Source organism: Streptomyces sp. CNQ329, assembly GCF_000482585.1.
Genome location: NZ_AXVU01000018.1, coordinates 87,846 through 112,446 on the forward strand (window position 1 = coordinate 87,846; position 24,601 = coordinate 112,446).

General features: G+C 74.4%; 26 protein-coding genes. 7 read left to right on the top strand and 19 right to left on the bottom strand.

Annotated elements, in window-relative coordinates:
* Positions 1-111 precede the first annotated feature (111 nt).
* Entirely contained in the window at positions 112-564 is a 453-nt protein-coding gene (locus I003_RS0114420) for a hypothetical protein (protein WP_486584221.1), read from the top strand.
* 117 nt (positions 565-681) lie between these two features.
* Positions 682-1,206 (top strand): hypothetical protein, encoded by a 525-nt coding sequence (locus I003_RS0114425; RefSeq protein WP_027772177.1) that lies wholly within the window; start codon positions 682-684, stop codon positions 1,204-1,206.
* 446 nt (positions 1,207-1,652) lie between these two features.
* Here I003_RS0114425 and I003_RS0114430 read toward each other — a convergent pair whose 3' ends face one another.
* From I003_RS0114430 to I003_RS0114445, 4 genes are all read right to left on the bottom strand, one after another.
* The gene (locus I003_RS0114430; RefSeq protein WP_027772178.1) at positions 1,653-2,768 is read right to left on the bottom strand and encodes a GuaB3 family IMP dehydrogenase-related protein; all 1,116 of its coding nucleotides are present in this window, start codon (positions 2,766-2,768) and stop codon (positions 1,653-1,655) included.
* 53 nt (positions 2,769-2,821) lie between these two features.
* Complete coding sequence (gene guaB / locus I003_RS0114435; RefSeq protein WP_027772179.1) at positions 2,822-4,327, bottom strand: IMP dehydrogenase; 1,506 nt, start codon at positions 4,325-4,327, stop codon at positions 2,822-2,824.
* Between the two features lie 248 nt (positions 4,328-4,575).
* Complete coding sequence (locus I003_RS0114440) at positions 4,576-5,178, bottom strand: sigma-70 family RNA polymerase sigma factor (protein WP_027772180.1); 603 nt, start codon at positions 5,176-5,178, stop codon at positions 4,576-4,578.
* A gap of 301 nt (positions 5,179-5,479) precedes the next feature.
* Positions 5,480-6,091 carry a response regulator transcription factor gene (locus I003_RS0114445; RefSeq protein ID WP_026276081.1) on the bottom strand — a complete coding sequence of 204 codons (612 nt, stop codon included), beginning with the start codon at positions 6,089-6,091 and terminating at the stop codon, positions 5,480-5,482.
* Positions 6,092-6,504: 413 nt separating this feature from the next.
* On the opposite strand from I003_RS0114445, the gene I003_RS36885 reads away from it, so the two are divergent.
* Entirely contained in the window at positions 6,505-6,918 is a 414-nt protein-coding gene (locus tag I003_RS36885; RefSeq protein ID WP_486584222.1) for a WhiB family transcriptional regulator, read from the top strand.
* Positions 6,919-6,927: 9 nt separating this feature from the next.
* Here I003_RS36885 and I003_RS0114455 read toward each other — a convergent pair whose 3' ends face one another.
* Positions 6,928-7,917 (bottom strand): LysR family transcriptional regulator, encoded by a 990-nt coding sequence (locus tag I003_RS0114455; protein ID WP_027772181.1) that lies wholly within the window; start codon positions 7,915-7,917, stop codon positions 6,928-6,930.
* 152 nt (positions 7,918-8,069) lie between these two features.
* Here I003_RS0114455 and I003_RS0114460 point away from each other — a divergent pair, with 152 nt between their 5' ends.
* Together I003_RS0114460 and I003_RS0114465 are read left to right on the top strand one after the other, a co-directional pair.
* Complete coding sequence (locus I003_RS0114460; RefSeq protein ID WP_027772182.1) at positions 8,070-8,738, top strand: MOSC domain-containing protein; 669 nt, start codon at positions 8,070-8,072, stop codon at positions 8,736-8,738.
* A gap of 80 nt (positions 8,739-8,818) precedes the next feature.
* Complete coding sequence (locus I003_RS0114465; RefSeq protein WP_027772183.1) at positions 8,819-9,592, top strand: SDR family NAD(P)-dependent oxidoreductase; 774 nt, start codon at positions 8,819-8,821, stop codon at positions 9,590-9,592.
* A gap of 339 nt (positions 9,593-9,931) precedes the next feature.
* On the opposite strand, the gene groL is transcribed toward I003_RS0114465, so the two are convergent.
* The 4 genes from groL to I003_RS0114485 form a co-directional block, all read right to left on the bottom strand.
* A complete protein-coding gene (groL, locus tag I003_RS0114470; RefSeq protein WP_027772184.1) occupies positions 9,932-11,560 on the bottom strand; it encodes a chaperonin GroEL in 1,629 nt (542 codons plus the stop codon).
* Positions 11,561-11,685: 125 nt separating this feature from the next.
* Positions 11,686-11,994: a co-chaperone GroES gene (gene groES, locus I003_RS0114475; protein ID WP_018834789.1), complete on the bottom strand. Its 309-nt coding sequence runs from the start codon at positions 11,992-11,994 to the stop codon at positions 11,686-11,688.
* Positions 11,995-12,216: 222 nt separating this feature from the next.
* A complete protein-coding gene (locus tag I003_RS0114480) occupies positions 12,217-13,152 on the bottom strand; it encodes a polysaccharide deacetylase family protein (RefSeq protein ID WP_027772185.1) in 936 nt (311 codons plus the stop codon).
* Positions 13,149-14,081, bottom strand: coding sequence for a polysaccharide deacetylase family protein (locus I003_RS0114485; protein WP_027772186.1), 933 nt, complete (start codon positions 14,079-14,081; stop codon positions 13,149-13,151). Before I003_RS0114485 ends, I003_RS0114480 begins: the two co-directional genes overlap by 4 nt.
* A gap of 167 nt (positions 14,082-14,248) precedes the next feature.
* Between I003_RS0114485 and I003_RS0114490 the strand changes: the two genes are divergently transcribed.
* Positions 14,249-15,448, top strand: coding sequence for a class I SAM-dependent methyltransferase (locus I003_RS0114490; protein WP_027772187.1), 1,200 nt, complete (start codon positions 14,249-14,251; stop codon positions 15,446-15,448).
* On the opposite strand, the gene I003_RS0114495 is transcribed toward I003_RS0114490, so the two are convergent.
* The 4 genes from I003_RS0114495 to tsaB are packed head-to-tail and all read right to left on the bottom strand — an operon-like array spanning position 15,411 to position 17,979.
* On the bottom strand, positions 15,411-15,677 hold the full coding sequence (locus tag I003_RS0114495; RefSeq protein ID WP_051368254.1) for a hypothetical protein: 267 nt from the start codon (positions 15,675-15,677) through the stop codon (positions 15,411-15,413). The two genes, I003_RS0114490 and I003_RS0114495, sit on opposite strands and share 38 nt — an antisense overlap.
* 14 nt (positions 15,678-15,691) lie before the next feature.
* Positions 15,692-16,783, bottom strand: a complete 1,092-nt coding sequence (tsaD, locus tag I003_RS0114500; RefSeq protein WP_027772189.1) for a tRNA (adenosine(37)-N6)-threonylcarbamoyltransferase complex transferase subunit TsaD — start codon at positions 16,781-16,783, stop codon at positions 15,692-15,694.
* 7 nt (positions 16,784-16,790) lie between these two features.
* Positions 16,791-17,261: a ribosomal protein S18-alanine N-acetyltransferase gene (gene rimI, locus I003_RS0114505; protein WP_027772190.1), complete on the bottom strand. Its 471-nt coding sequence runs from the start codon at positions 17,259-17,261 to the stop codon at positions 16,791-16,793.
* Between the two features lie 37 nt (positions 17,262-17,298).
* Positions 17,299-17,979: a tRNA (adenosine(37)-N6)-threonylcarbamoyltransferase complex dimerization subunit type 1 TsaB gene (gene tsaB, locus I003_RS0114510; protein ID WP_027772191.1), complete on the bottom strand. Its 681-nt coding sequence runs from the start codon at positions 17,977-17,979 to the stop codon at positions 17,299-17,301.
* Between the two features lie 215 nt (positions 17,980-18,194).
* On the opposite strand from tsaB, the gene I003_RS0114515 reads away from it, so the two are divergent.
* A complete protein-coding gene (locus tag I003_RS0114515) occupies positions 18,195-18,713 on the top strand; it encodes a hypothetical protein (RefSeq protein WP_027772192.1) in 519 nt (172 codons plus the stop codon).
* Positions 18,714-18,773: 60 nt separating this feature from the next.
* On the opposite strand, the gene I003_RS0114520 is transcribed toward I003_RS0114515, so the two are convergent.
* From I003_RS0114520 to I003_RS32260, 6 genes are all read right to left on the bottom strand, one after another.
* Positions 18,774-19,640: an LLM class flavin-dependent oxidoreductase gene (locus I003_RS0114520; RefSeq protein ID WP_027772193.1), complete on the bottom strand. Its 867-nt coding sequence runs from the start codon at positions 19,638-19,640 to the stop codon at positions 18,774-18,776.
* Positions 19,641-19,697: 57 nt separating this feature from the next.
* Positions 19,698-19,904, bottom strand: coding sequence for a hypothetical protein (locus tag I003_RS36060; protein WP_158688977.1), 207 nt, complete (start codon positions 19,902-19,904; stop codon positions 19,698-19,700).
* Positions 19,905-20,017: 113 nt separating this feature from the next.
* On the bottom strand, positions 20,018-20,578 hold the full coding sequence (tsaE, locus tag I003_RS0114530; RefSeq protein WP_027772194.1) for a tRNA (adenosine(37)-N6)-threonylcarbamoyltransferase complex ATPase subunit type 1 TsaE: 561 nt from the start codon (positions 20,576-20,578) through the stop codon (positions 20,018-20,020).
* 10 nt (positions 20,579-20,588) lie between these two features.
* Positions 20,589-21,899: an alpha/beta fold hydrolase gene (locus I003_RS0114535; RefSeq protein ID WP_027772195.1), complete on the bottom strand. Its 1,311-nt coding sequence runs from the start codon at positions 21,897-21,899 to the stop codon at positions 20,589-20,591.
* Positions 21,892-23,091, bottom strand: a complete 1,200-nt coding sequence (gene alr, locus I003_RS32255) for an alanine racemase (RefSeq protein ID WP_051368250.1) — start codon at positions 23,089-23,091, stop codon at positions 21,892-21,894. Before alr ends, I003_RS0114535 begins: the two co-directional genes overlap by 8 nt.
* A complete protein-coding gene (locus I003_RS32260) occupies positions 23,088-24,593 on the bottom strand; it encodes a bifunctional ADP-dependent NAD(P)H-hydrate dehydratase/NAD(P)H-hydrate epimerase (RefSeq protein WP_051368251.1) in 1,506 nt (501 codons plus the stop codon). Before I003_RS32260 ends, alr begins: the two co-directional genes overlap by 4 nt.
* Positions 24,594-24,601 lie beyond the last annotated feature (8 nt).

Genomic DNA, 24,601 nt, shown 5'->3' on the forward strand with positions numbered 1-24,601 from the left:
CGGCGGGTCCCCCGGCGGGGCGGCGCAGGCGCGCCGGCACCCCGCGGATCACCCCCCGGGAGGGGTGGCGCAACCAGAGTTTCACCACCGGAACTGCTACCGTGCGGCCGTATGGGTGATGCGGTGATGACGACGGCTGAAAGCCGCCCGAGGCTGCTGCAGGCGCTCGCCGTCGGCGCCGCCGCCACCGTGGCGGGAGCGCTGGTCCTGGGCGTGACGCAGGGCCTGGTGGGCGCACGCGGTCTGGAGCTGGGCTACTGGGCGCTGGCCCTCGGCCTCCTCGTCGGCGCCGCCGTGGGCCGCGCGGGCGAGCAGACCCGCGGCTCGGCGCTCCTGGCGATCCCCGTGGCGATCACCGGCGTCCTCCTCACACAGATCGTGGCGACCGCCGTACACCTCGGCTCGGCCGACGTGGGTGCGGCCTACGACTTCTGGAGCAGCGAGGTGCTGGGCAAGAACGACCTGACGTTCTACCTCGTGGCCGCCGCGGAAGCATTCCTGGTCAGCCAGCGAGTGTCCGAAGTTCGAAACAACATGTCGCAGTCACGTCACGACTCCCCATGAGGGCTTGTTGTCGGTCCCCGCTCAACTGCTAGCGTGCCGCGGGTTGTCCCACTGAGCCGCGCCCACCACCCAATGTCCCCGGGCACGGCAGACCCACATATCCGGGGGGAAGTACCCATGTCCCAGCCGTATCAGCAGCAGCCAGGTCCCGGCGCTCCGGGCCAGCAGCCGTACGGGGCTCCGGCGCCGTACGCGCCGCCCGCCCGCGGCGGCAACCCCGCCCTCGCCATCGGCGTCGCCATCGTGGCCGCGATCGTGGCGACGGCGATCTACGCCTTCATCCTCAAGTCGCTGTTCGACGAGCAGACCGGCGAAGTCACGAAGATCAGCTACGCCTCGCTCCTGGTCGGTGCGCTCATCGGCGCGGCGATCGGCAAGCTCGGCGGCAGGAACGTCGGCCTCTGGATCGCCGGCGCGGTCCTCGCCGTCATCGCCGTCTTCATGGGCGAGATGTACGGCTACGCCATGATCCTCAGCGAGCTGGCGGACGGTCAGCTCGGCTCCGCGACCGAGATCCTCACCGACCACTTCGGTGACATGTTCAAGGGCTGGCGCGAGGAAATGGGAGCCGTGACCTGGTTCTTCATGGCCCTGGCCCCCATCGCCGCCTTCGGCACGGCGTCGCGCCTCGGCAACCGCTGAACGCACGGCACGACCACAGGGGCCGGGCTCCGCGCAAGGCGGGGTCCGGCCCCTGGCCTGTCCCGGTCTCCGGCCTCCGAACGGTCCCCCGGCCGCCCGCCGCCCCACGGGAATCCCCTCCGCGCGCGTCGGATGACCTGCACCTGAACAGCGCCGGGGCCCTGGCTGAAGGTCACACCTGCGCGGCATGAGACATCCCCTACGAGGGATCACCGCCCGGGTGTCTGGACACATCCCCGACCTGCCGGGGTGGGGAACGGCCGCGGCGGGACAGGGGGGCAAGGTCGCGCTCGGCGTGAACGTCCGCGCGCCTGCGGCCAGGGGGCACGGGAACGCCGCGCGGCGGGCGTCCGGACCGGGACCGCCGCGGCGGGTTCACGAGCGCGCCCCGGCCCCGCGGGACTGCCTCCCGTCGGGCCGGGGCGGTGCTCCTCCCGCGGGCGCGCTCAGCGGGAGCGGGCCACCGTCACCTCGACGCGCTGGAACTCCTTCAGCTCCGAGTACCCCGTCGTCGCCATCGCCCGGCGCAGCGCACCGAAGAAGTTCATCGATCCGTCCGGCGTGTGCGACGGGCCCAGCAGGACTTCCTCCGTCGTGCCCACCGCGCCCAGGTTCATCACCTTTCCGCGCGGCACGTCCTCGTGGACGGCCTCCATCCCCCAGTGGTGCCCCCGTCCCGGCGCGTCCGTCGCACGTGCCAGGGGGGAGCCCATCATCACCGCGTCCGCCCCGCACGCCACCGCCTTGGGCAGGTCGCCGGACCAGCCGACGCCGCCGTCCGCGATCACGTGCACGTACCGGCCGCCGGATTCGTCCATGTAGTCGCGGCGCGCCGCGGCGACGTCCGCGACCGCCGTCGCCATCGGCACCTGGATGCCCAGCACGTTGCGCGTGGTGTGCGCCGCGCCGCCGCCGAAGCCGACGAGCACGCCGGCCGCGCCCGTCCGCATCAGGTGCAGCGCCGCGGTGTACGTCGCGCAGCCGCCGACGATGACCGGCACGTCCAGCTCGTAGATGAACTGCTTGAGGTTCAGCGGCTCGGCCGCCGACGAGACGTGCTCGGCGGAGACGGTCGTGCCGCGGATGACGAAGATGTCCACCCCCGCGTCCACGACGACCTTGGAGAACTGCGCCGTACGCTGCGGCGACAGGGCCGCCGCCGTGACCACGCCCGACTCGCGGACCTCCGCCAGCCGCCGGCCGATCAGCTCCTCCTTGATCGGCTCGTCGTAGATCTGCTGCATGCGCCGCGTCGCGTCGTGCTCGTCCAGGTCCGCGATCTCGGCGAGCAGCGGCTCCGGGTCCTCATAACGGGTCCACAGCCCTTCGAGGTTGAGCACCCCGAGACCGCCGAAGCGCCCGATCCTTATGGCCGCCTCCGGCGAGACGACGGAGTCCATCGGCGCGGCGAGGAAGGGCAGCTCGAAGCGGTAGGCGTCGATCTGCCAGGCGATCGAGACCTCCTTCGGGTCCCGGGTGCGCCGGCTCGGCACGATGGCGATGTCGTCGAACGCGTACGCCTTGCGCCCGCGCTTGCCCCGGCCGATCTCGATCTCAGTCACAAATGCTGCCCTTTCCAGACGGTTGCGGCCCCAGTATCCCCCGGCCGGCCGGGTCAGCCCTTGCGGGAGTAGTTCGGGGCCTCGGTCGTCATCTGGATGTCGTGCGGGTGGCTCTCCTTCAGACCCGCGGAGGTGATGCGGACGAACCGGCCGCGGTCCTTCATCTCCGGGACGGTGCGCCCGCCGACGTAGAACATCGACTGCTTCAGCCCGCCGATGAGCTGGTGCACGACGGAGGCGAGGGGGCCGCGGTACGGGACCTGGCCCTCGATGCCCTCGGCGATGAGCTGGTCGTCGCTCTTGACCTCTTCCTGGAAGTAGCGGTCCTTGGAGTACGACTTGGTGCCGCCGCGCGACTGCATCGCACCCAGCGAGCCCATCCCGCGGTACGACTTGAACTGCTTGCCGTTGATGAACAGCAGCTCGCCCGGGGACTCCTCGCAGCCCGCCAGCAGGCTGCCGAGCATCACGGTGTCCGCACCGGCGACCAGTGCCTTGGCGATGTCGCCGCTGTACTGCAGGCCGCCGTCGCCGATGACCGGCACCCCGGCGTCCCGGGCCGCGAGCGCGGCCTCGTAGATCGCGGTGACCTGCGGGACGCCGACGCCGGCGACGACGCGGGTGGTACAGATGGAGCCCGGGCCGACGCCGACCTTGATGCCGTCGACGCCCGCGTCCACGAGCGCCTGGGCGGCGTCGCGGGTGGCGACGTTGCCGGCGACGACGTCGACCGCCGCGTTCGACTTGATCTTCGCGGCCATGTCGGCGACGAGCCGCGAGTGGCCGTGCGCGGTGTCCACGACGATGAAGTCGACGCCCGCCTCGACCAGCGCCTGCGCCCGCTCGTACGCGTCACCCGCGACGCCGACGGCGGCGCCCACGATGAGCCGGCCCTCCCCGTCCTTGGCCGCGTTCGGGTACTTCTCGGCCTTGACGAAGTCCTTGACCGTGATGAGGCCCTTGAGCACGTCCCGGTCGTCCACCAGCGGCAGCTTCTCGATCTTGTGCCGGCGCAGCAGCTCCATGGCCTCCGCGCCGGAGATCCCCACCCTGCCGGTGACCAGCGGCATCGGCGTCATGATCGAGCGCACCTCGACGCTGCGGTCGGGCTCGAAGGCCATGTCGCGGTTGGTGACGATGCCGACGAGCTTGCCGTCCCCGTCGGTCACCGGGACTCCGCTGATCCGGAACCGGCCGCAGAGGGCGTCCGCCTCCGCGAGCGTGGCGTCGGGGCGGATGGTGATCGGGTCGGCCACCATGCCGGATTCGGAGCGCTTGACCTGGTCGACCTTCTTGGCCTGGTCCTCGATGGAGAGGTTGCGGTGGAGCACGCCGACGCCGCCCTGGCGCGCCATGGCGATGGCCATCCGGGACTCGGTGACCCGGTCCATGGCGGCGGAGAGCAGGGGGATGTTCACCCGGACGTTCCGCGACACGTGGCTGGCGGTGTCGATCTCGCCCGGGGCCATGTCGGCGGCGCCGGGCAGCAGCAGCACGTCGTCGAAGGTGAGTCCGATGGTGGCGAACTTGTCGGGGACGTCGGCCGCGCGCTCTGTCATGACACCCTTCCGGTGGGTCTTGCCCGATGGGACTGACCATGGTAACGGCGCGGCGGACAGTCCCGTAACGGGGCTGGTGGCCGGTGCACGAAGGTACGAAGCCCGGAAGCGGAAGGACCTTCGGACCGGCGGGCGGGACCGTTCCCCGTACGCCGTACGCACCCCCGGGCCGGCCCGCGCATCGGCGCGTACGCCCCGGTGAGCGGCCCGTCCGCGCGAGGCGACGGCCCGGTCCGGGCGACCCGCGCCTACTGCCGCGCCAGCGCCCGGAGCCTGCTCAGCGCCCGGTGCTGCGCCACCCGCACCGCGCCCGGGGTCATCCCGAGCATCTGGCCCGTCTCCTCCGCGCTGAAGCCCGCCGCCACCCGCAGCAGCAGCAGCTCCCGCTGGTTCGCCGGAAGGTTCGCCAGAAGCTGCTTCGCCCACTCCGCGTCGCTGCTCAGCAGCGCCTGCTCCTCGGGCCCCAGCGAGTCGTCCGGCCGCTCGGGCATCTCGTCGGAGGGCACGGCGGTGGAGCCGGGGCCGCGCATCGCGGCCCGCTGGAGGTCCGCGACCTTGTGCGCGGCGATGGCGAAGACGAACGCCTCGAAGGGGCGGCCGGTGTCGCGGTAGCGCGGGAGTGCGCAGAGCACGCCGATGCAGACCTCCTGCGCGACATCGTCGACGAAGTGCCGTGCGTCGCCGGGCAACCGGTGCAGGCGCGTGCGAACATAGCGGAGCGCCAGCGGGTGCACGTGGGCCAGGAGATCGTGCGTCGCGCGCTCGTCCCCCTCGGCCGCGAGCTGGACGAGTCCCCTGATCTCGACCGGCCTCTCGGCCGTCTGGGAAACAGTGGTCTCGTTGCCGCGCATCCGTCCATGGTGCCTCGCCCCCGAACGTTCCGCTGGGTCGCGGCCGTCGTTGTAGACCGAAGCGTTATGCGCAACCGCGCGGACAGTCACCACACCCGCCCTCCCTTCGCTGCCCCCGTGCGGGATTCCGCTGTGCCCGATGCGCCTCGTTCCGGAGAACCCATGCCTCAAGCATGCGCCTTCGCGCGCGAAACCGGGCCGCCCCGTGGCCCGCGGCCCCCGTCCGCGGGCCCGCCGCCGCGTGCGTGGCGGGTGTGCCGGCCCGGGGCACGGGGCCCCGGCGCGGCGGACGCGCGGCAGGTCAGCGTACGAGACCCCAGCGGAATCCGAGTGCCACGGCGTGCGCCCGGTCGGAGGCGCCGAGCTTTTTGAAAAGCCTGCGCGCGTGGGTCTTCACGGTGTCCTCGGAGAGGAACAACTCGCGGCCGATCTCGGCGTTGGACCGCCCGTGGCTCATGCCTTCGAGCACCTGGATCTCGCGCGCGGTGAGCGTCGGCGCGGCGCCCATCTCGGTGGAGCGCAGCCGCCGCGGCGCGAGCCGCCACGTCGGGTCGGCGAGGGCCTGCGTGACGGTGGCCCGCAGTTCGGCGCGGGAGGCGTCCTTGTGCAGATAGCCGCGGGCGCCGGCGGCGACGGCGAGGGCCACGCCGTCGAGGTCCTCGGCCACGGTCAGCATGATGATCCGCGCCCCCGGGTCGGCGGAGAGCAGCCTGCGCACGGTCTCGACGCCGCCGAGGCCGGGCATCCGTACGTCCATCAGAATCAGGTCCGAACGATCGGCACCCCAGCGGCGAAGGACTTCCTCGCCGTTAGCCGCCGTCGTCACGCGCTCGACGCCGGGCACGGTCGCAACCGCGCGGCGCAGCGCCTCTCGGGCGAGTGGGGAGTCGTCGCAAACGAGGACGGAAGTCATGGCCGCCCTCCGGAGCTGATGCGCGTCACCTTGAGCCTCCAGGGCTGGTACGTATCGTCAACCTTCGGCGGTCGACCGCGCGTCGGGCGCGCCCGGGACGAACGCGCTCGCAGTCAACCGCTTCCGCACTCTCAACGACGGTCACCCGAAAGAGTTACGGGGGCTCCTGGCACCTGTTGCAACGGCTGTCACCACGGGGACCGGGGCCACACACATCGCCACTCTACGTGAGGAAACGGTCACCGAGAAGCAGTCACCGCGCCGCGCCGCACTGTGACCCGAATGCACCCATTAGCACCGCTCTGATCAGCTCTTTTCCATTTTCCCTAAGAGTACTATTTACATCCGGTAAGCCCGGAAAGGTAGTGTCGCGAGGGTTAGGGTCATCCGTGGCGCTTCGAAGGTGATACAAAATGGCTGATTTCTCCCGCCTTCCGGGCCCGAACGCCGATCTGTGGGACTGGCAGCTCATCGCAGCCTGTCGCGGGGTCGACAGCTCGCTGTTCTTTCACCCGGAAGGAGAGCGGGGCGCCGCCCGGAGCGCGCGGGAAGCATCCGCCAAGGAGGTGTGCATGCGCTGCCCCGTGCGCGCGGAGTGCGCGGCGCACGCGCTGGCGGTCCGGGAGCCGTACGGCGTGTGGGGCGGGCTGACGGAGGACGAGCGCGAGGAGTTGCTGGGCCGGGCCAGGCACCGGGCCCCGGCGGCGGGTGCCGCGTCGCCGACTCCGGCACCGCCGCCGGCGCAGACGCCGGCACCCGCACAGGCCCAGGGACAGGGACAGGCGCACGGACAGACCCGGACGCAGACACCGACGAACCATGCCTGAGGCGCGCCGCTAGCCTCCCGCGCGGCCGGTGTCCTCCGTGCCCCGGGCGGCCGTCTCCAGGTGGTCGAGCATCGCCGCCACCGCCGGCACCCGCGCCAGGTCCGGCAGCGTCAGCGCGACCACCTCCCGCGGCGCCTCCGGCGTGAGCGGCACCGTGACCACCCCCCGCGGCGGCACCGCGCGCACCGCGAGGCCGGGAAGCACCGCGACCCCCAGCCCGGCCCGCACCAGCCCGACGACCGCGGGATAGTCGTCCGTCGCGAAGTCGATACGGGGCACGAAGCCGGCCCGTTCGCACAGCTCCACCAGATGCCGGCGGCACCGCGGGCAGCCCGCGATCACCGGGTCCCCGGCCAGCTCCGCCAGCTCCACCCGGCCCGCCGCGGCGGCGGGGTGGTCCTCCGGCACCAGGCACAGCAGCCGGTCGGCGAGGAGCGGCCGTAGGACGAGCCCCTCCCAGCCGTCGACGGGCCCGCCGGCGGTTCCCCGGCCGCCGGCCGCGCCGGTGCCCGTGGCTTCGTGCACCCCCTCGCCCGCGCCCGCCGGCGGATAGTGGAACGCCAGGGCGATCTCGCACTCCCCCTCGCGCAGCATCCCCACCGACCGCGGCGGCTCCGCGTCCACCAGGGAGATCCGCGTCCCCGGGTGCGCCGCCCGCATCGCCGCCAGCGCGCCCGGCACAATCGTGGAGCTGCCGCTCGGGAACGACACCAGCCGCACCCGCCCCGCCCGCAGCCCCGCGAGCGCCGCGACCTCCTCCTCCGCCGCGGCCAGCCCGGCGAGGATGCTCGACGCGTGCCGTACGAGCGCCACCCCCGCCTCCGTCAGCCGCAGCTCGCGGCCGGCGCGGACGAGCAGCGGCGTGGCCGCCGTCTGCTCCAGCGCCTTCATCTGCTGGCTGACGGCGGGCTGGGTCAGGCCGAGTTCGCGGGCGGCGGCGGAGAACGAGCCGGTCGCGGCGACGGCCCTGAGCACACGCAGGTGGCGGGCGTCGAACATGGCTCCAGCCTAGGACCTGCCGGCGATCTCCCGCCCGGGTCCCGCGGGGCGAACGACGCGGGATCGGCGGGAGGCCGGGGTGGTACCGCGCGCCGCAGGCCGAGCGGGAAAGTCCTTTGAGCACTGTCGGAGGGGGCGGTTACCGTCGACGGATGCAGGTGCTCTCCGTGAACCTCGCCCGGCCGCAGACCGCCCCCGGCATCACCGACGCCCCGGGCTTCGTCACGGGCATCGACAAGCGCCCTGCCGACGGCCCGGTGCGCGTCGAAGAGCCCGGCCCCAGGGGCGTCGGCGGCAGCGGCCTCGCCGGGGACGTCATAGGCGACCTGCGTCACCACGGGGGCACGCATCAGGCGGTGTACGCGTTCGCGCGCGAAGACCTCGACGTCTGGGGCGCCGAACTCGGCCGCGAGCTGCCGAACGGCGTGTTCGGCGAGAACCTGACCACGTCCGGCGTCGACGTCTGCGGCGCCCGCATCGGCGAGCGCTGGCGGATCGGCCCCGACCTGCTGCTGGAGGTCGCCGGTTCGCGCATCCCCTGCCGCACGTTCGCCGGCTGGCTCGGTGAGCGGGGGTGGGTCAAGCGCTTCACGCAGGCGGCCCGGGCCGGAGCGTACCTGCGGGTGAAAGAGCCGGGCGAGATACGGGCCGGGGACCCGATCCGCCTCGCGTACCGCCCGGACCACGAGGTGACGGCCGCCTTCTGGTTCCGCGCGAACACCCTGGAGCGGGAGTTGCTGCCCCGGCTCCTGGCCGCCGGGGACGCGCTGCATCCAGAGTCCCTGGAGAAGGCCCGTAAAGCGGCGGCCCGCGCGTCCTGATCCCCCGCCGGATCCGGCGAGGGCTCCGGGCGGGGACGGCGGACCTGCCGGGCACTGAGCGGGACCGCTAGCGTGCGGCCATGACGACTGCGCTGATTACGGGATCGACGGCCGGCCTCGGCGCCGCCTTCGCCCGCCGCCTGGCCGCTTCGGGACACGACCTGGTGCTCGTCGCCAGGACGGCGGGGCGGCTGCACGAACAGGCCGCCGAGTTGCACGAGCGGCACGGCGTCGAGGCGTCGGTGCTCCCCGCGGACCTGGCGACGGAGGAGGGCATCACGGCGGTGGAGAAGCGCCTCGGCGACGCGGGGCGGCCGGTGGACCTGCTGGTCAACAACGCGGGCTTCGGGCTGAAGGGCCGCTACCTCCAGGTATCGCTCGCCGACGAGCTGACGATGCTGAAGGTGCACTGCGAGGCGGTGCTGCGGCTGACGACGGCCGCGGCGGCGGCGATGCGGGAGCGTTCGCGGGGTGCGGTGGTCAACGTCGCGTCGGTGGCGGCGTTCGTGCCCCGCGGGACGTACGGGGCGAGCAAGGCGTGGGTCGTGCAGTTCACGCAGGGCGTGGCGCGGGACCTAGCGGGCAGCGGGGTGCGGCTGATGGCGCTGTGCCCGGGGTTCGTCCGCACGGAGTTCCACGAGCGGGCGGGCATGAAGACGGACGCCATCCCGGGTTGGATGTGGCTGGACGCGGACAAGGTGGTGGCGGAGGGGCTACGGGACCTCAAGAGGGGCCGTACGGTGTCGATCCCGGATCCGCGGTACAAGGCGCTGATGGGCGCGGCCAAGCTGGTCCCCCGCGGGCTGCTGGGCCGGGTATCGACCGGCGCGGGCCGCACATACGGCCCCCGGTAAGGGGGGTTCGCGAACGAACCCGGGAGCCCCGCCCCGGGGATCCCCGCGCCCCCACGGGCCCGCGCCGGGCCGCCATTCCGGCCCGGGGCCGCCGGCCACCGGGCAGGCGTCCCCCGTCCTCCCCCCGGCCCCGGGCGCAGCGCGCCGGCTCCCACGGCTCGTCCGCGGGAGGGCCAGCATCCGCCGCCCGCAAGGCCGTCGGTCTCCCGGCTGCGGACTTTCCCCCTCCTCCGCACGCCCGGACACGTCCCGCACACGCCGCAGGGCCCCACCCCCCTGTCGGGGGCGGGGCCCTGCGGAGCGTGATGACCGGCGGTCAGGCGTGGGCCCGGCCGGAGGTCAGTGCGCGTGACCGTGGCCGCCGTGGCTGTGGCCCTGGTCCTCCTCGGGCTCCGGCTTCTCCACCACGGCGCTCTCCGTCGTCAGCAGCAGCGAGGCGATCGACGCCGCGTTCTCCAGCGCCGAGCGGGTCACCTTCACCGGGTCGATGACGCCGGCCTTCACCAGGTCGCCGTACTCGCCGGTGGCGGCGTTGAAGCCCTGGCCCGCCGACAGCTCCGCGACCTTGGAGGTGATGACGTACCCCTCCAGGCCCGCGTTCTCCGCGATCCACCGCAGCGGCTCGACCGTCGCGCGGCGCACGACCGCGACGCCGGTGGCCTCGTCGCCCGTGAGGCCGAGGCCGTCCTCCAGCACCTTCGCGGCGTGGACGAGCGCCGAGCCGCCGCCGGAGACGATGCCCTCCTCGACCGCCGCGCGGGTGGCGGAGATGGCGTCCTCCAGACGGTGCTTCTTCTCCTTCAGCTCGACCTCGGTGGCCGCGCCGACGCGGATGACGCACACGCCGCCGGCGAGCTTCGCCAGCCGCTCCTGCAGCTTCTCGCGGTCCCAGTCGGAGTCCGTGGCCTCGATCTCGGCCTTGATCTGCGCGACCCGGCCGGCGACCTCGTCCGCCTTGCCGGCGCCGTCGACGATCGTCGTGTCGTCCTTGGTGATGACCACACGGCGGGCAGTGCCCAGCACCTCCAGGCCGACCTGGTCGAGCTTGAGGCCGACCTCCTCGGCGATCACGGTGGCGCCCGTGAGGGTGGCCATGTCGCCGAGCATCGCCTTGCGGCGGTCGCCGAAGCCGGGGGCCTTGACCGCGACGGAGTTGAAGGTGCCGCGGATCTTGTTGACGACGAGGGTGGACAGCGCCTCGCCGTCCACGTCCTCGGCCACGATCAGCAGCGGCTTCGAGGAGCCGGCCTGCATGACCTTCTCCAGCAGCGGCAGCAGGTCCTGGATGGAGGAGATCTTGCCCTGGTTGATGAGGATGTACGGGTCCTCCAGCACCGCCTCCATGCGGTCCTGGTCGGTCACCATGTAGTGCGACAGGTAGCCCTTGTCGAAGGCCATGCCCTCGGTGAAGTCCAGCTCCAGGCCGAAGGTGTTGGACTCCTCGACGGTGATGACGCCGTCCTTGCCGACCTTGTCCATGGCCTCGCCGATGAGCTGGCCCACCTGCTCGTCCTGCGCGGACAGCGCGGCGACCGCGGCGATGTCGGACTTGGAGTCGATCGGGCTGGCGGCCTTCAGCAGCTCGTCGGAGACGGCCGCGACGGCGGCGTCGATGCCGCGCTTGAGCGCGGAGGGGGAGGCGCCGGCGGCCACGTTGCGCAGGCCCTCGCGGACCAGCGCCTGGGCCAGCACGGTGGCGGTGGTGGTGCCGTCGCCCGCGATGTCGTTGGTCTTGGTCGCCACCTCCTTCACGAGCTGGGCGCCCAGGTTCTCGTACGGGTCCTCGACCTCGATCTCGCGGGCGATGGTCACGCCGTCGTTGGTGATGGTCGGGGCACCGAACTTCTTGTCGATGACGACGTTGCGGCCGCGGGGGCCGATCGTCACCTTCACGGTGTTGGCAAGTTTGTCCACGCCGCGCTCAAGAGCGCGGCGGGCATCCTCGTCGAACTTCAGAGTCTTCGCCATGGAACGTGGTTCCTCTCAAGGGGGCGCCGTCGGGAGCGCCGACGCCCCGGCCCGTTTCGATATGTCCTGCTCGATGAACGGATCCGGGGCGGCGGCGTATGCGGGAAGAAGCGGGAAGCGCCCCGTTACTTCTCGATGATCGCGAGCACGTCGCGGGCGGAGAGGACGAGGTAGTCCTCGTTGTTGTACTTCACCTCGGTGCCGCCGTACTTGCTGTAGAGAACGACGTCACCGACGGAGACGTCGAGCGGCAGACGGTTGCCGTCCTCGAAGCGGCCCGGGCCCACGGCCAGGACGACGCCCTCCTGGGGCTTCTCCTTGGCGGTGTCCGGGATGACCAGGCCCGAGGCCGTGGTCTCCTCGGCGTCGAGCGTCTGGACCACGATGCGGTCCTCAAGCGGCTTGATGGCAACCTTGGTGCTGGCGGTCGTCACGATCCGACCTCCCCCTTCGGAGATCTCGCGGGGTTGAATGTCTGGGGTGGCGACCCTGGTGGACCCGTCGTCGCGGGTGCCGGATCCGCCTCGTCGCTGTGTTGGCACTCTCCCACGGGGAGTGCCAGAGCCGAGATTATGCCGCCCTTTAGCACTCGGTCAAGCCGAGTGCCAGATTGCCCGCCGCGCCGTACGTCCGTACGAATCCTCGCGGCCCCCGCGTCACACGTAGTCCTCCAACCGGGCCACGGTGAAGCCCTGGCGCTGGATCTCCCGTACCAGCTCCGCCATCACGTCCGTCATCGTCCGCCCGCCCTGCTCCTCCGGCCCCAGGAAGTGCGCCAGCACGATGTCGCCGGGGCGCAGCCGGTCGCCGCTGCGGTACTCCAGCCCGCTCGCCTTCATCTCGGCCCGCCACAGCGGCATCGCGCGGACGCCGCAGGAGGCGGCGGCCCGCAGCGTCGCCGCGTCGTACTTGCCGTAGGGCGGCCGGAACAGGGTCGGGCGGACGCCGAAGCGGTCGGAGACGCGCCGCTGCTGGCCGCAGATCTGGCGCCGCTGCCCGGCGTACGGCAGGGAGGTGAGGTCCGGGTGGGTGAGGGTGTGGCCGTGGACGGAGTTGCCCAGGCGGCGCAGCTTCTCGAAGTAGCCGTAGTCCACGCCGGCCGCGGAGCCGGAGAGGAACATGCTGAACGGCAGCCGCAGCTCCGCCGCCATCCGGATCAGCGCGGGGTCCTTCTCCCAGCCGTCGTCGATGGTGAGGAAGACGACCTTGTCCCGTGTCGGCACCCGGCCCGTCACGGCGGGCACCCCGGAGTCGGCCGGCCGCACGGGACGGCTCGCGGGGGGCGTGGGCGGCGGGGCGAGGGGGCGGTCGAGGCCCCAGCGCCGGTACGCACCGGGGCCGGCGGCGTGCGCGGCGTCCTTGCGGGCGTTGCCGCCGCCGCCCGGCAGCGCGCGCGGGGTACGCCCGGCGTGCCGCGCTTCCGGCTTGCCGTCCGGCCGGGCGTCCCCGGGCGCCGCGGAGTCCCCACCGCTTGGGGGAAACCACTCCTCCGGCGGACGGGCCGCGTCCGCGCAGGCGGTGAGCGCCAGCAGGCAGACGGCGGCTATCGCGGCGGCCGACGACCGCCGCCCGGAGCGGCGGTTGCGCCTCATACGTAGTCCTCCAAGCGGGCAACGGCGAAGCCCTCGTCGTTCGCCTTACGGAGCACCGTACGGAGGACGTCGGCCATCGTGCCGCCGAATTCGGAAGGCCCTTCGAAGTGGGTGAGCACGATATCGCCCGGGTGGAACGCGGTGTCGGCCCGGGAGTACGTCCAGCGGCCGGGGAACGCCTCCTGCTGCCACAGCGGGACGACGTCGATGCCGCAGTCGCCGGCGACGCGCAGGGTGTCGCCGTTGTAGTTGCCGTACGGCGGGCGGAAGATCCGCGGCGCCGCGCCCATCTCCCGCTCCAGGACGCGCTGCTGGCCGCAGATCTCCTCGCGCTGGGCCGCGTAGGGCAGTTCGCGGAGGTTGGGGTGGTGGAGGGTGTGGTTGTGGACGGCGGTGCCGAGGTCGCGGAGGTCGCGGAAGTAGGCGTAGTCGTCGCCAGCGACCTCGTCGGCGAGGAAGGCGCTGACGGGCACGTCGAGTTCGCGCAGCATGCGCAGCAGCTCGCGGTCCTTGCGGTAGCCGTCGTCGATGGTCAGGAAGATGACCCGGTCGCCGGTCGGGACCCGGGTGATGACGGGCGGCAGGCCGGGGCCGCCGCCGTCGGTCTCGTAGCCGGGTTCGGTGGCGAGTGCGGGTTTGGTACGCGGCGGGGCGGGCGGCAGCAGCGGGGCGGCGGCCAGGCCCCAGGTGCGGGCGGCGGCGAGCCGCCGGGCGTGGAGGCGCTGCTGGTGCCGCGCGGTGCGGGCGAGGGCGAGGGCGGGTGCGGCGGCCGGACCGCCGGCGACGGCGGGCTTGGCGTCCTCGGAGCGAGGGGTGAGGGGGTGGTGGCGGTCGGGCCCGGCGGTGCCGGAGGAGCAGCCGGAGGCGAGGAGGGCGGCGGTGACGGCCAGGGGGAGGAGGCCGGTACGGAGCCTGGCGCGGGAAAGCATTTTATCCTTTTGTCGTATTTATTGCGGAGTCCGCATCCTTCCAGTACGGAACGGGGTGTCACGGCGCCACGCCGTACGGGCGCCCGGATGGCGGACGCCGCGGTCACCGCCCGCCGCTCCCCGGCGGCGCCCGCAACCGCCCCGCCACCGTGACGGACAATGGGCGGATGCACGACGCCGGAGATCCCCTCGCCGCCCTCCTCACCTCCGAGGGGCAGGACCTCCTCGCCGAGTTGCGCGACCACGACCCCGCCGACGAGCTGGCCCTCGCCACCCGGCTGCGCCGCACGCACCCCGCCCCGCTCGTCTCCGCCGCGCTCGGCCAGGCCCGGCTGCGGCAGCGGGCGGCGGCGAAGTTCGGGCCGGACGCGGGGCGGATGTACTTCACGCCGGACGGCGTCGAGCAGGCGACCCGTACGGCGGTCGCGGCGCACCGCGCGGCCCGCTTCGCCGCGCTCGGCGTCGACCGGGTCGCCGACCTGTGCTGCGGCATCGGCGGCGACGCGGTGGCGCTCGCGCGGGCCGGGATCGCGGTGCTCGCCGTCGACCGGGACCCGGCGACGGCCGCCGCCGCGCGCGCCAACGCGGCGGCGCTGGGGGTCGCGGAGCTGGTCGAGGTGCGGTGCGCGGAGGTGGGGGACGTGGACATCTCGGGGTATGACGCGGTGTTCGTCGATCCGGCTCGCCGGGTCGGAGGGGGTGGCGGGGGGCGTACGCGGGTCTTCGACCCCGAGGCGTACTCGCCGCCGCTGTCCTGGGCGGTCGAGGTCGCCGGCCGGGTCTCGCACGCCGCGCTGAAGGTGGCCCCCGGCATCCCGCACGAGCTGGTGCCGGACGCCGCGGAGGCGGAGTGGGTCTCGGACGGCGGCGAGGTGAAGGAGGCCGTGCTCTGGTTCGGTACCGCTCCCGGCGCCCGCCGCGCGACCCTGCTGCCCGCCGGCGCCTCCCTCGCGGGACGCGGCCTGCCCGACCCGGCGCCGGGCCCCGTCGGGCGCTACCTGTACGAGCCGGACGGCGCGGTTATCCGCGCGCACCTCGTCGCCGAGGTGGCCGCGCAGGTCGGCGGCCGGCTGCTGGATCCGGCGATCGCGTACGTCACGGCCGGCGACCGGGTGCCGACCCCGTACGCCACCGCGTACGAGATCACCGACACGCTCCCGTTCAGCGTCAAGAAGCTCCGCGCCCTGCTGCGCGAACGCGGCGTCGGCAGCGTCACCGTCAAGAAGCGCGGCTCCGCCGTCGAACCCGAGGAGCTGCGGCGGAAGCTGAAGCTCACCGGCGCGACCACGGTGTCCTGCACGGTCTTCCTCACCCGGGTCGCCGGCGCCCCTACGGTGCTTCTGGGCCGTCCGGTCCCAGCGACGTGAACCGCCACCGGTGCACGGGCCGGGCCAGCAGGCCGGCGTCCGGGTCCGGGAGTTCCGGCATACCGGCCTCACGGTCGCCGCAGCCCGCGTCCCACCAGGTGATGACCAGCACCCGGTCCCCCGGCGCGCGGAACGTCTCGCGCCGCAGCGGCTGGACGGGCAGGCCCTGCGCGCGGGCCCACGCCAGCAGCTCGTCGCCGCGCCCGGCCGTGGCCTTGGCCTCCCACATCAGCGCGATGACGGTCACGAGTACAGGTTGTCCTTCGCCGGCTCGTGCGCGTGGTCGTGGCCGTGCCCCGGGACGTGCGTCTGAGTGACCGGCAGCGACGAGTCGGCCGACAGGTCCCAGTCCGACGCCGCCCGCCCCCGCGCCACCATCTCCGCGCCCAGCGCCGCGACCATCGCCCCGTTGTCCGTGCACAGCTTCGGCCGCGGCACCCGCAGCACGATCCCCGCGTCCTCGCAGCGCCGCTCCGCCATCGCCCGCAGCCGCGAGTTCGCCGCCACCCCGCCGCCGATCATCAGGTGCCCGACGCCGTTGTCCCGGCAGGCCCGTACCGCCTTGCGGGTCAGCACGTCCGCGACCGACTCCTGGAACGACGCCGCCACATCCGCCACCGGCACCTCCTCCCCCGCCGCCCGCCTGGCCTCCACCCAGCGGGCGACGGAGGTCTTCAGCCCGGAGAAGGAGAAGTCGTACAGCGGGTCGCGCGGGCCCGTCAGGCCGCGCGGGAAGCGGATCGCGGCCGGGTCGCCCTCGCGCGCGGCCTTGTCGATGAACGGGCCGCCGGGGAAGCCGAGCCCGAGGACGCGGGCGACCTTGTCGAACGCCTCGCCGGCCGCGTCGTCGATGGTCGCGCCGAGGGGGCGGACGTCGGAGGTGATGTCGGCGGACACCAGCAGCGACGAGTGCCCGCCGGAGACCAGCAGGGCCATCGTCGGCTCGGGCAGCACGCCGTGTTCGAGCTGGTCGACGGCGATGTGCGAGGCCAGGTGGTTGACGCCGTAGAGCGGCTTGCCCAGCGCGTACGCGTACGCCTTCGCCGCCGACACCCCGACCAGCAGCGCCCCCGACAGTCCGGGCCCCGCCGTCACCGCGACCGCGTCCAGGTCGCGGGCCGCGACCCCGGCATCGCGCAGCGCCCGCTCGATCGTCGGCACCATCGCCTCCAGGTGTGCCCGGCTCGCCACCTCGGGCACCACGCCGCCGAAGCGGGCGTGCGCGTCGACGCTGGAGGCGACGGCGTCGGCGAGCAGCGTGTGCCCGCGGACGATCCCGACACCGGTCTCGTCGCAGGACGTCTCGATGCCGAGCACCAGGGGTTCGTCTGCCATGGGGGCGTCACACTTTCTCGGTACGGCGCATGACGAGCGCGTCGACGTTTCCGGGCTGGTAGTAGCCGCGCCTGACGCCGATCACGGCGAAGCCGTGGCGCTCGTAGAGGCGCTGGGCGCGCTCATTGTCGACGCGCACCTCCAGCAGCACCTCGTGGCAGCCGAAGCGGCGGGCGGCGGCGAGCAGCGCCTCCAGCAGGCGGCGGCCGAGGCCGGTGCCCCAGTGGTCGCGGGCGGCGGCGATGGTCTGGATGTCGCCGGTGCCGTCGACGGCGGCGAGGCCCCCGTAGCCGACGACGCGGCCGGTGCCGTCCTCGGCGACGAGGTACGCGCGGGTGGCACCGGGGCCGCGGGCGTGGGCCAGCTCGGACCAGAACATGGCCGCGGACCAGGCGTCTTCGGGGAAGGTGTCCCGTTCGAGTGCGAGCACGGGGTCGATGTCCCACCACCGCATCTCGCGCAGCGCGACATCGGTCATCCGCGAGGGCCGCTCTGGTACGGGCCGGGGCGCGCGGTCATCGCGGGGTGACCGCCTTGTACGCGGCCGGGACCTGCGCGTCCGGCCGGCGCAGGTAGAGCGGGCGGGGCGGCAGCAACGCGGCGCCCGCGGCGAGCCGCTCGGCGGCCAGCGCCGCGAGGTCGGCGGCGTGCGGGTGCGCCGGGGGGCGGACGTCGGGGAACACCTCCGGGTACAGCTCCGCCCCCGCCCCGGCGGCGGGCAGGCCGGCGACCTGTGCGGCGATGTCGGCCGGACGGTCGACGGCGGGTTCCGTGACGCGGGTGCGGGCGTCGTCGTAGCGCGCCCAGTACACCTCTTTGCGCCGGGCGTCGGTGGCCACGACGAACGGGCTGTCCATGACGCCGGCGCCGCCGTCACGGCCGGCGGCGTAGGCGATGCCGTCGAGCGTGCAGATCCCGTGGACGGGGATGCCCAGCGTCATGCCGAGTATGTCGGCGGTCACCAGCCCCACCCGCAGCCCGGTGTACGGACCGGGTCCCACGCCGACGACGACGCCGGTCAGCTCCCCGGGCTTCCGTCCCGCCCCGGCCAGCACCCGGTCGACGGCGGGCAGCAGCAGCTCGCCGTGGCGCCGGGCGTCGATCTGGTGCGACGCGGCGAGCGCGGGCGCCGCGGGGTCGCCGTCGTGGAGTGCGACGGTCACGGCGGGGGTGGCGGTATCGAGGGCGAGGAGCACGCCCTTCAGGGTAGTCGCGCCGGAGGGGTGCCCGGAGCGCGTCCGCCGGGGCGGTGACTCCGGCTGCGGCGGGCCGAAGCGGTACGGGCGCGGGTGCTACCGTCGGCGGAGCAGGCGGGGGGCCGACAAGGCGGGCCAGGGGCAGACCGCGGCGGAGCGGCCGTACGGCCGCCGTACCGGAAGGGGCGTACCGCGTGGCAGGCAGCGGGAAATTCGTGGCCGGGCTGACGGCCGCCGCCCTGGGTGTGGTCGCCTTCCTCGCCTATCAGGCCAACGCCAACGCCCCCGACTCCCTGGCGCGTAACCGCCCGGGGGTCGCCAGCCCCGAGCCGTCCAAGGCCAAGGAGAAGAAGCTGGAACTGCCCGCGCGCTCGGGCTCCGGGCTGCGGGTGGTGTACGCGCTGAAGGACCGGCGCGTCTGGCTCGTCGGCGAGGACAACTCGGTGCTGCGGACGTACAGGGTGACGCCGAGCACCGTCGACCCGCCGGTCGGCGCGTACGCCGTGACCTCGCGGTCGCGGCAGATCACCGGCTCGGACGGGGTGCCGGTCGAGCACGTGGTGATCTTCACGGAGTCCGAGGGCACGGTCATAGGATTCAGCGCCGCGGTCGACGGCTCGCGGCCGGAACCGGACCCGGACGCGAAGACGGGCGGTGTGCGCTCGTCGCGAGCGGACGGCAGGGCGCTGTGGCGCTTCGCGACGGTGGGCGTGCCGGTCGTGGTGGTGAAGTAGCGGGGACCCCGCCGCAGCGGATCCCCGCCCCTCGTCCGTACGTTCCCGCCGCCCGCGTTCCTACAGCCCGGCGGCCTCCGCGATCAGCGAAACCTGCGCGAGGTCCGGGTTGCACGGGAACAGCACCAGCTCGCCGCAGCCCGCGTCCGCGAACGCGGTCTTCGCCGCGGCTACCGCCTCCGGCGAGGTCAGCGCCCCCTCGACGACCTTCTCCGCGAAGTCCCCGAGGAACCCGTAGTAGTCGAGGAGGTAGCGGCGGGCGTGCTCCTCGGCGCCGGCGCCGAGGCTCGCGTACGCCAGGGCCGCCACCCGCGGCTCGCCCTCCCGGCCCGCCTCGCGCCAGGCCGCCCTGGCGTTCTCGGCGCCTCCGGCGAGTTGCTCGGGGTTGCCGCCGCCGAGGATCCAGCCGACGCCGTACTCCGCCATGCGCCGGAAGGCGGCGGGCGCGGCGCCGCCGATGAGGATCGGCGGCCCGCCGGCCTGCACCGGCGCCGGTCCGACGGGGTGGGCCCGGCCGCGGGTGTCCTGCTTCCACACCGCGCGCATCTCGGCGAGCTGGTCGTCGAAGATCCGGCCGCGCTCGGTGAACGGCACGCCCGCCGCCTCGAAGTCGTCCTCCCGCCCGCCGACGGCGGCACCGACGGTCAGCCGGCCGCCGGAGAGCACGTCGACGGAGGCGAGCTGCTTGGCCAGCAGGGCGCCGTTGCCGCGGTACGGGGCGATGAGGATGGTCGTCGTCAGGCCGATCCGCTCGGTGACGGCCGCGGCGGCGGCGAGGGTGGGGATCGTTTCGAGGTTGCCGTAGACGAGGCGGTCGATGGTGCCCAGGGTCGAGAAGCCGGCCTCCTCGGCCGCGGTGGCCCACTGGGGGATCAGCTTGCCGGGGATGCCGGTGAGGGTGGAGGGGAGTCCGATGCCGATGTCCATGCCGCGCAGCCTAGATGCCCCGGCGGCCGGCGTGGGGCGTTGACCTGGGCGGCGTGCCTACGCGGCGTGCTGCTCCGGTGCGGCGGCGGTCTCGCCGGCGGGCCGCCTCTGCGGCCCGTCCGCTTCGGGCCCGGGGGCGGAGGGCGCCGGCACCGCTCCGGCGCCGGGGGCGGGCGGGGTCGAGACCGCCTCGGCCGCGGCGCAGGCGGCGAGCAGTTCGGCGACTCCCACGGCGGGACGACGCCCGTCTTCCTCAGGTGCCATACGCCCATGGGACCACGCCAACCGACCCGGGGCAACGATATGCCGACAGCACGTCGGCATATTTGTCGGAACGTCCAGCACTGCTGTTCAGGACTGCTGTTCGGGACCCGTGCTCAGGAGCTCGTGCGGGCCAGCGCGGCCAGCGCGCCGTGCGCCCAGCGCTCGCCGACACCGGTGACGGTGACGTGCCGTACGTCGGCCCCGTCCGCCTCGTCGGCCTCATCGGACTCCGCCCCCCCGGCCGTCCCGGCCGCGCCGCCCGTCCTGCGCTCGATGACGACGTGCAGCCGGTCCTCGGCCAGCTCCTCGACCTTGCCCTCGCCCCACTCCACGACCACGACCGACTCGGGCAGCGACACGTCGAGGTCCAGGTCCTCCATCTCCTCCAGGCCGCCGCCCAGCCGGTAGGCGTCGACGTGGACCAGCGGCGGCCCGCCCGAGACGGACGGGTGCACGCGCGCGATGACGAACGTCGGCGACGTCACCGCCCCCCGCACCCCGAGCCCGGCGCCCAGCCCGCGCGCGAGCGTCGTCTTGCCCGCGCCCAGCGCCCCGGTGAGCAGCACGAGGTCGCCGGCGCGCAGCACGGCGGCCAGCCGGCGGCCCAGCTCCTGCATCTGCTCGGGCGACTCGACGGTCAACTGGACGGCGGTGGGGGTCGCGGCGGCGCTCATGGTCTGGATGTTAGAGGGTCCGGCGTGACGTGCCGCGCGTACGCCGTACGGGCCCCGCCCCCGGCTCCGGCCCGGACCCCGCCCGGATCCGCACGCCGCTGCGGGCGAGCAGCGTGGCCAGCGCGTCGTTCACCCGGTCCGGGCGCTCCAGCAGGGTTAGGTGCCCGGCGTTCTCGACGACCTCGAACGCGGCGTCTGGCAGCCGCGCCGCGATCCGCTCGCTGTGCGCCGGGGGCGTGACCATGTCGCGGTCGCCGACGAGGACGAGCCCGGGGAGGTCGCGGAAGAGTGCCAGCGCCTCGTCCTTCTCGTGCGCGGCGAACGCCGGGTAGAACTCGGCGACCACGTCTATCGGCGTGTTCTCCAGCAGCCGTTCGGCGAACCGCGCGACGGCCGGGTCGACGCCCTCGGTGCCGAACGAGTAGTGCTTGATGATCCCGGCGAAGAGGTCGGCCGTCGCCTGCCGGCCGCGCTCGGCGAGCTCGGCGCGGCTGCCGAGGGCCCTCAGGACGCCGGGCACGAAGTGCCGTACGGCCCAGGCGCCGGCCGCGGGCAGGCCGAACGTCACCCGGCCGAGGTCGCCCGCGGAGGTGCCGAGGAACGCGACGCCGGCCACCCGGTCCCGTACCGCGTCGGGGAACTGCTCGGCGAGGGCCATGACCGTCATGCCGCCCATCGAGTGCCCGACGAGCAGCAGCGGGCCCTCGGGGGCGGCGGCGTCGATGACGGCCTTGAGGTCGCGGCCGAGCTGCTCGATGGTGACCGGCTCGTCCCCGGCGAGCTGGGAGATGCCGCGGGCGGAGCGGCCGTGGCTGCGCTGGTCCCAGTAGACGGTGCGGACCCGGCCGCGGAGGGCGGCGCGCTGGAAGTGCCAGGAGTCCTGGGTGAGGCAGTAGCCGTGGCTGAAGACGACGGTGAGGGGGGCGGGATCACGGCGCCCGGCGAAGCGGCGGCGCCTGCGGCGGGGGGCGGCGGTGGCCTGGGCGTCGAGGGGGGTGCCGTCGGGGGACGCGGCCGGGAAGTCGTCGGCCTCCTCCACCTCGTAGTACAGCTCGGTGCCGTCGTCCGCGACGGCGGTGCCCGGGGTGCCGCGGAGGGTGCCGTACGGGCCGGCGGCGTCGAGGGCCTGCCGGGCCCGGCGGCGCACTCCGCGGCCCATCGCCAGGCGCTCCACCGCCACGCCGGCGGCGGCCCCGGCGGCGAGAACCCCGATGGCCGCGATCCCGGCGCGCCGCCCCGCCCGGGCCCAGCCGCCGGGCGCGGAGACGGCGACATCGACGGGGCCGGGGGCGTTGACGGGGCCGGCGAGCGGGTCAGCCATCGCCGGGCCCGGGGCGGCGGCCGTCCGTATCGGTGTCCATGGAGGTGGCATCCCCCGCCGCGCCCACGTACACGCGCGGAACGCGGGATCCGATCCGCGTGACGATCTCGTACCCGATGGTGCCCGTGGCCCGCGCCCAGTCCTCCGCCGTCGGCTCGCCGTCGTCCCCCGCCCCGAACAGCACCGCCGGGTCGCCCACCGCCGCCGCGTCCCCGCCGAGGTCCACGACGAACTGGTCCATGGCGACCCGCCCGGCGATCGTCCGCCACTTCCCGGCGACGAGCACCGGCCCCGTGCCGGACGCGTGCCGCGGCACCCCGTCCGCGTATCCGACGGGCACGAGCGCCAGGGTGGTCCGGCCCGGGGTGACGTAGTGGTGCCCGTATGAGATGCCCAGGCCGTCCGGCGCCTCCTTGACCTGCGCCAGCGACGCCTTGAACGCCATCACCGGCCGCAGCCCGAAGTCCGCGGGAATCCCGACCTCGGGGCTCGGCGACAGCCCGTACGACGCGATCCCGGGCCGTACGAGGTCGAAGTGGGCCTCGGGGAGGGTGAGCGTGGCCGGGGAGTTCGCCATGTGCCGCACCTCGGGGCGCAGACCGGCGCGCTCGGCCACCGCGAGGGCGTCGCGGAAGGCGTCGAGCTGGCCGCGGACCGAGGGGTGGCCGGGCTCGTCGGCGCAGGCGAAGTGCGACCAGACGCCGGTGACGGCGATGACGCCTTCGGCCTCGGCGGCGCGGGCGGCGGCGACGAGGCCGGGCCAGTCGGCGGCGAGGCAGCCGTTGCGGCCGAGGCCGGTGTCCGCCTTGAGCTGCACGCGCGCGGTGCGCCCGGCGGCGCGGGCCGCGGGCAGCAGCTCGCGCAGCGCCCACTCGCCGCTGACGGTGATGTCGAGGTCCGCCTCCACGGCCTCCCGCCACGGCCCGCCGGGCGTCCACAGCCAGCACAGGATCCGCCCCTGGTCGCCGGCGGCCCGCAGATCCAGCGCCTCCTGCGGGGTGGCGGTGCCCACCCACTCGGCACCCGCGGCGCGCGCGGCGCGAGTGCAGGCCAGCATGCCGTGGCCGTAGGCGTCGGCCTTGACGACGGCCATGAACTGCGCGCGCGGGGCGATGGCGCGCACGGCGCGGATGTTCGCGCCGTACGCGGTGAGGTCGATCTCCGCGCGGGCGCGGAGGGGGGAATCGGTCATCGGTAGCCAGTCTCGCATTCGCCGACATCACGCACGTCACGTACGTCACGCCAGACGGCGGGGAGGGCGTCGGGGAGTTCGTGGGCGGTGATCGGGGCGCCGGCGGCGAGGGTGCGGGCGGCGAGGCCGTGGAGGTACGCGCCGACGGAGCCGGCGTCGCGGGCGGCGAGGCCGGCGGCGAGGAGGGCGCCGGTGAGACCGGAGAGGACGTCGCCGCTGCCGGCGGTGGCGAGCCAGGAGGTGCCGGTGGGGTTGAGACGTACCGGATGCTCACCCGCCGGGTCGGCGACCAGGGTGGTGGAGCCCTTGAGCAGGGTCGTCGCGCCGTACGCGCCCGCCAGCTCCCGTACCGCGGCGAGCCGGCGCGCCTCGACCTCCGACCGGTCCACGCCCAGGAGCGCGGCGGCCTCACCGGCGTGCGGGGTGAGCAGCGTCGGGGCGGACCGGCGCCGTACCCGTTCCCGGTCGAGCAGCCGCAGCCCGTCGGCGTCCACCAGCACCGGCACGTCGACGGCGAGCACCTGCTCCAGCACCTCTTCCGCACCGGGCCCGTCCCCCAGCCCCGGCCCGGCCACCCACGCCTGCACCCGGCCCGCCTTCCCCGGGGGCCCGGGGTGGACCAGGGTCTCCGGATACCGCGCGATGACCGCCCGCGCCGCGGGCCCCACGTACCGCACGGCCCCCGCCCCGCCGCGCAGCGCCCCGCCGACGGCGAGCACGGCGGCACCGGGGTAGCGCTCGGAACCGGCGACGACGCCGACGACCCCGCGCCGGTACTTGTCGCTCTCGGCGGTCGGCTCCGGCAGCAGCGCCGCGACGTCGGCGTGCTGCAGGGCCTCCAGGTCGGGCACCGGAGGCAGGTACGGGCCGAGCCCGATGTCCACGAGCCGCAGCGCGCCGGTCCGCTCGGCGGCGGGGTCGACGAGCAGGCCGGGCTTGTACGTACCGAAGGTCACGGTCGCGGCGGCGGTCACGGCCTCGCCCCGCACCTCGCCGCTGTCGGCCTCGACGCCGCTGGGCAGGTCCACGGCGACCACGGGGGCGCCGGTGTCGCGGACGAGACGCACGAGCGCGGCGGCGGCGGGCCGCAGCCCGCCGGAACCGCCGATGCCGACGATGCCGTCGACGACCAGATCGACGCGGTCGAAGACCCGGCGCAGGGGAGAACCCACGTCGCCGCCCTCCTCGGCGGGTACCACCCGCCCGCCGGCGGCCCACAGGGCGGCGAGCCCGCCCTCGTGCGCACGCTCCGGATTCAGCAGCACGGCCGTCACCCGTACCCCGCGCCGCGCCAGCCGCGCACCGGCATACAACGCGTCCCCGCCGTTGTCCCCGCTCCCCACGAGCAGCACCACCCGCCGCCCGTAGACCCGCCCCAGCAACCCGGCCGCCGCGGCGGCGAGCCCCGCGGCGGCCCGCTGCATGAGCGCCCCTTCGGGCACCTCGCCCATCAGCGCCGCCTCGGCCCTCCGCACCGTCTCCACCCCGTACGCACTCCTCATCCCCCCAT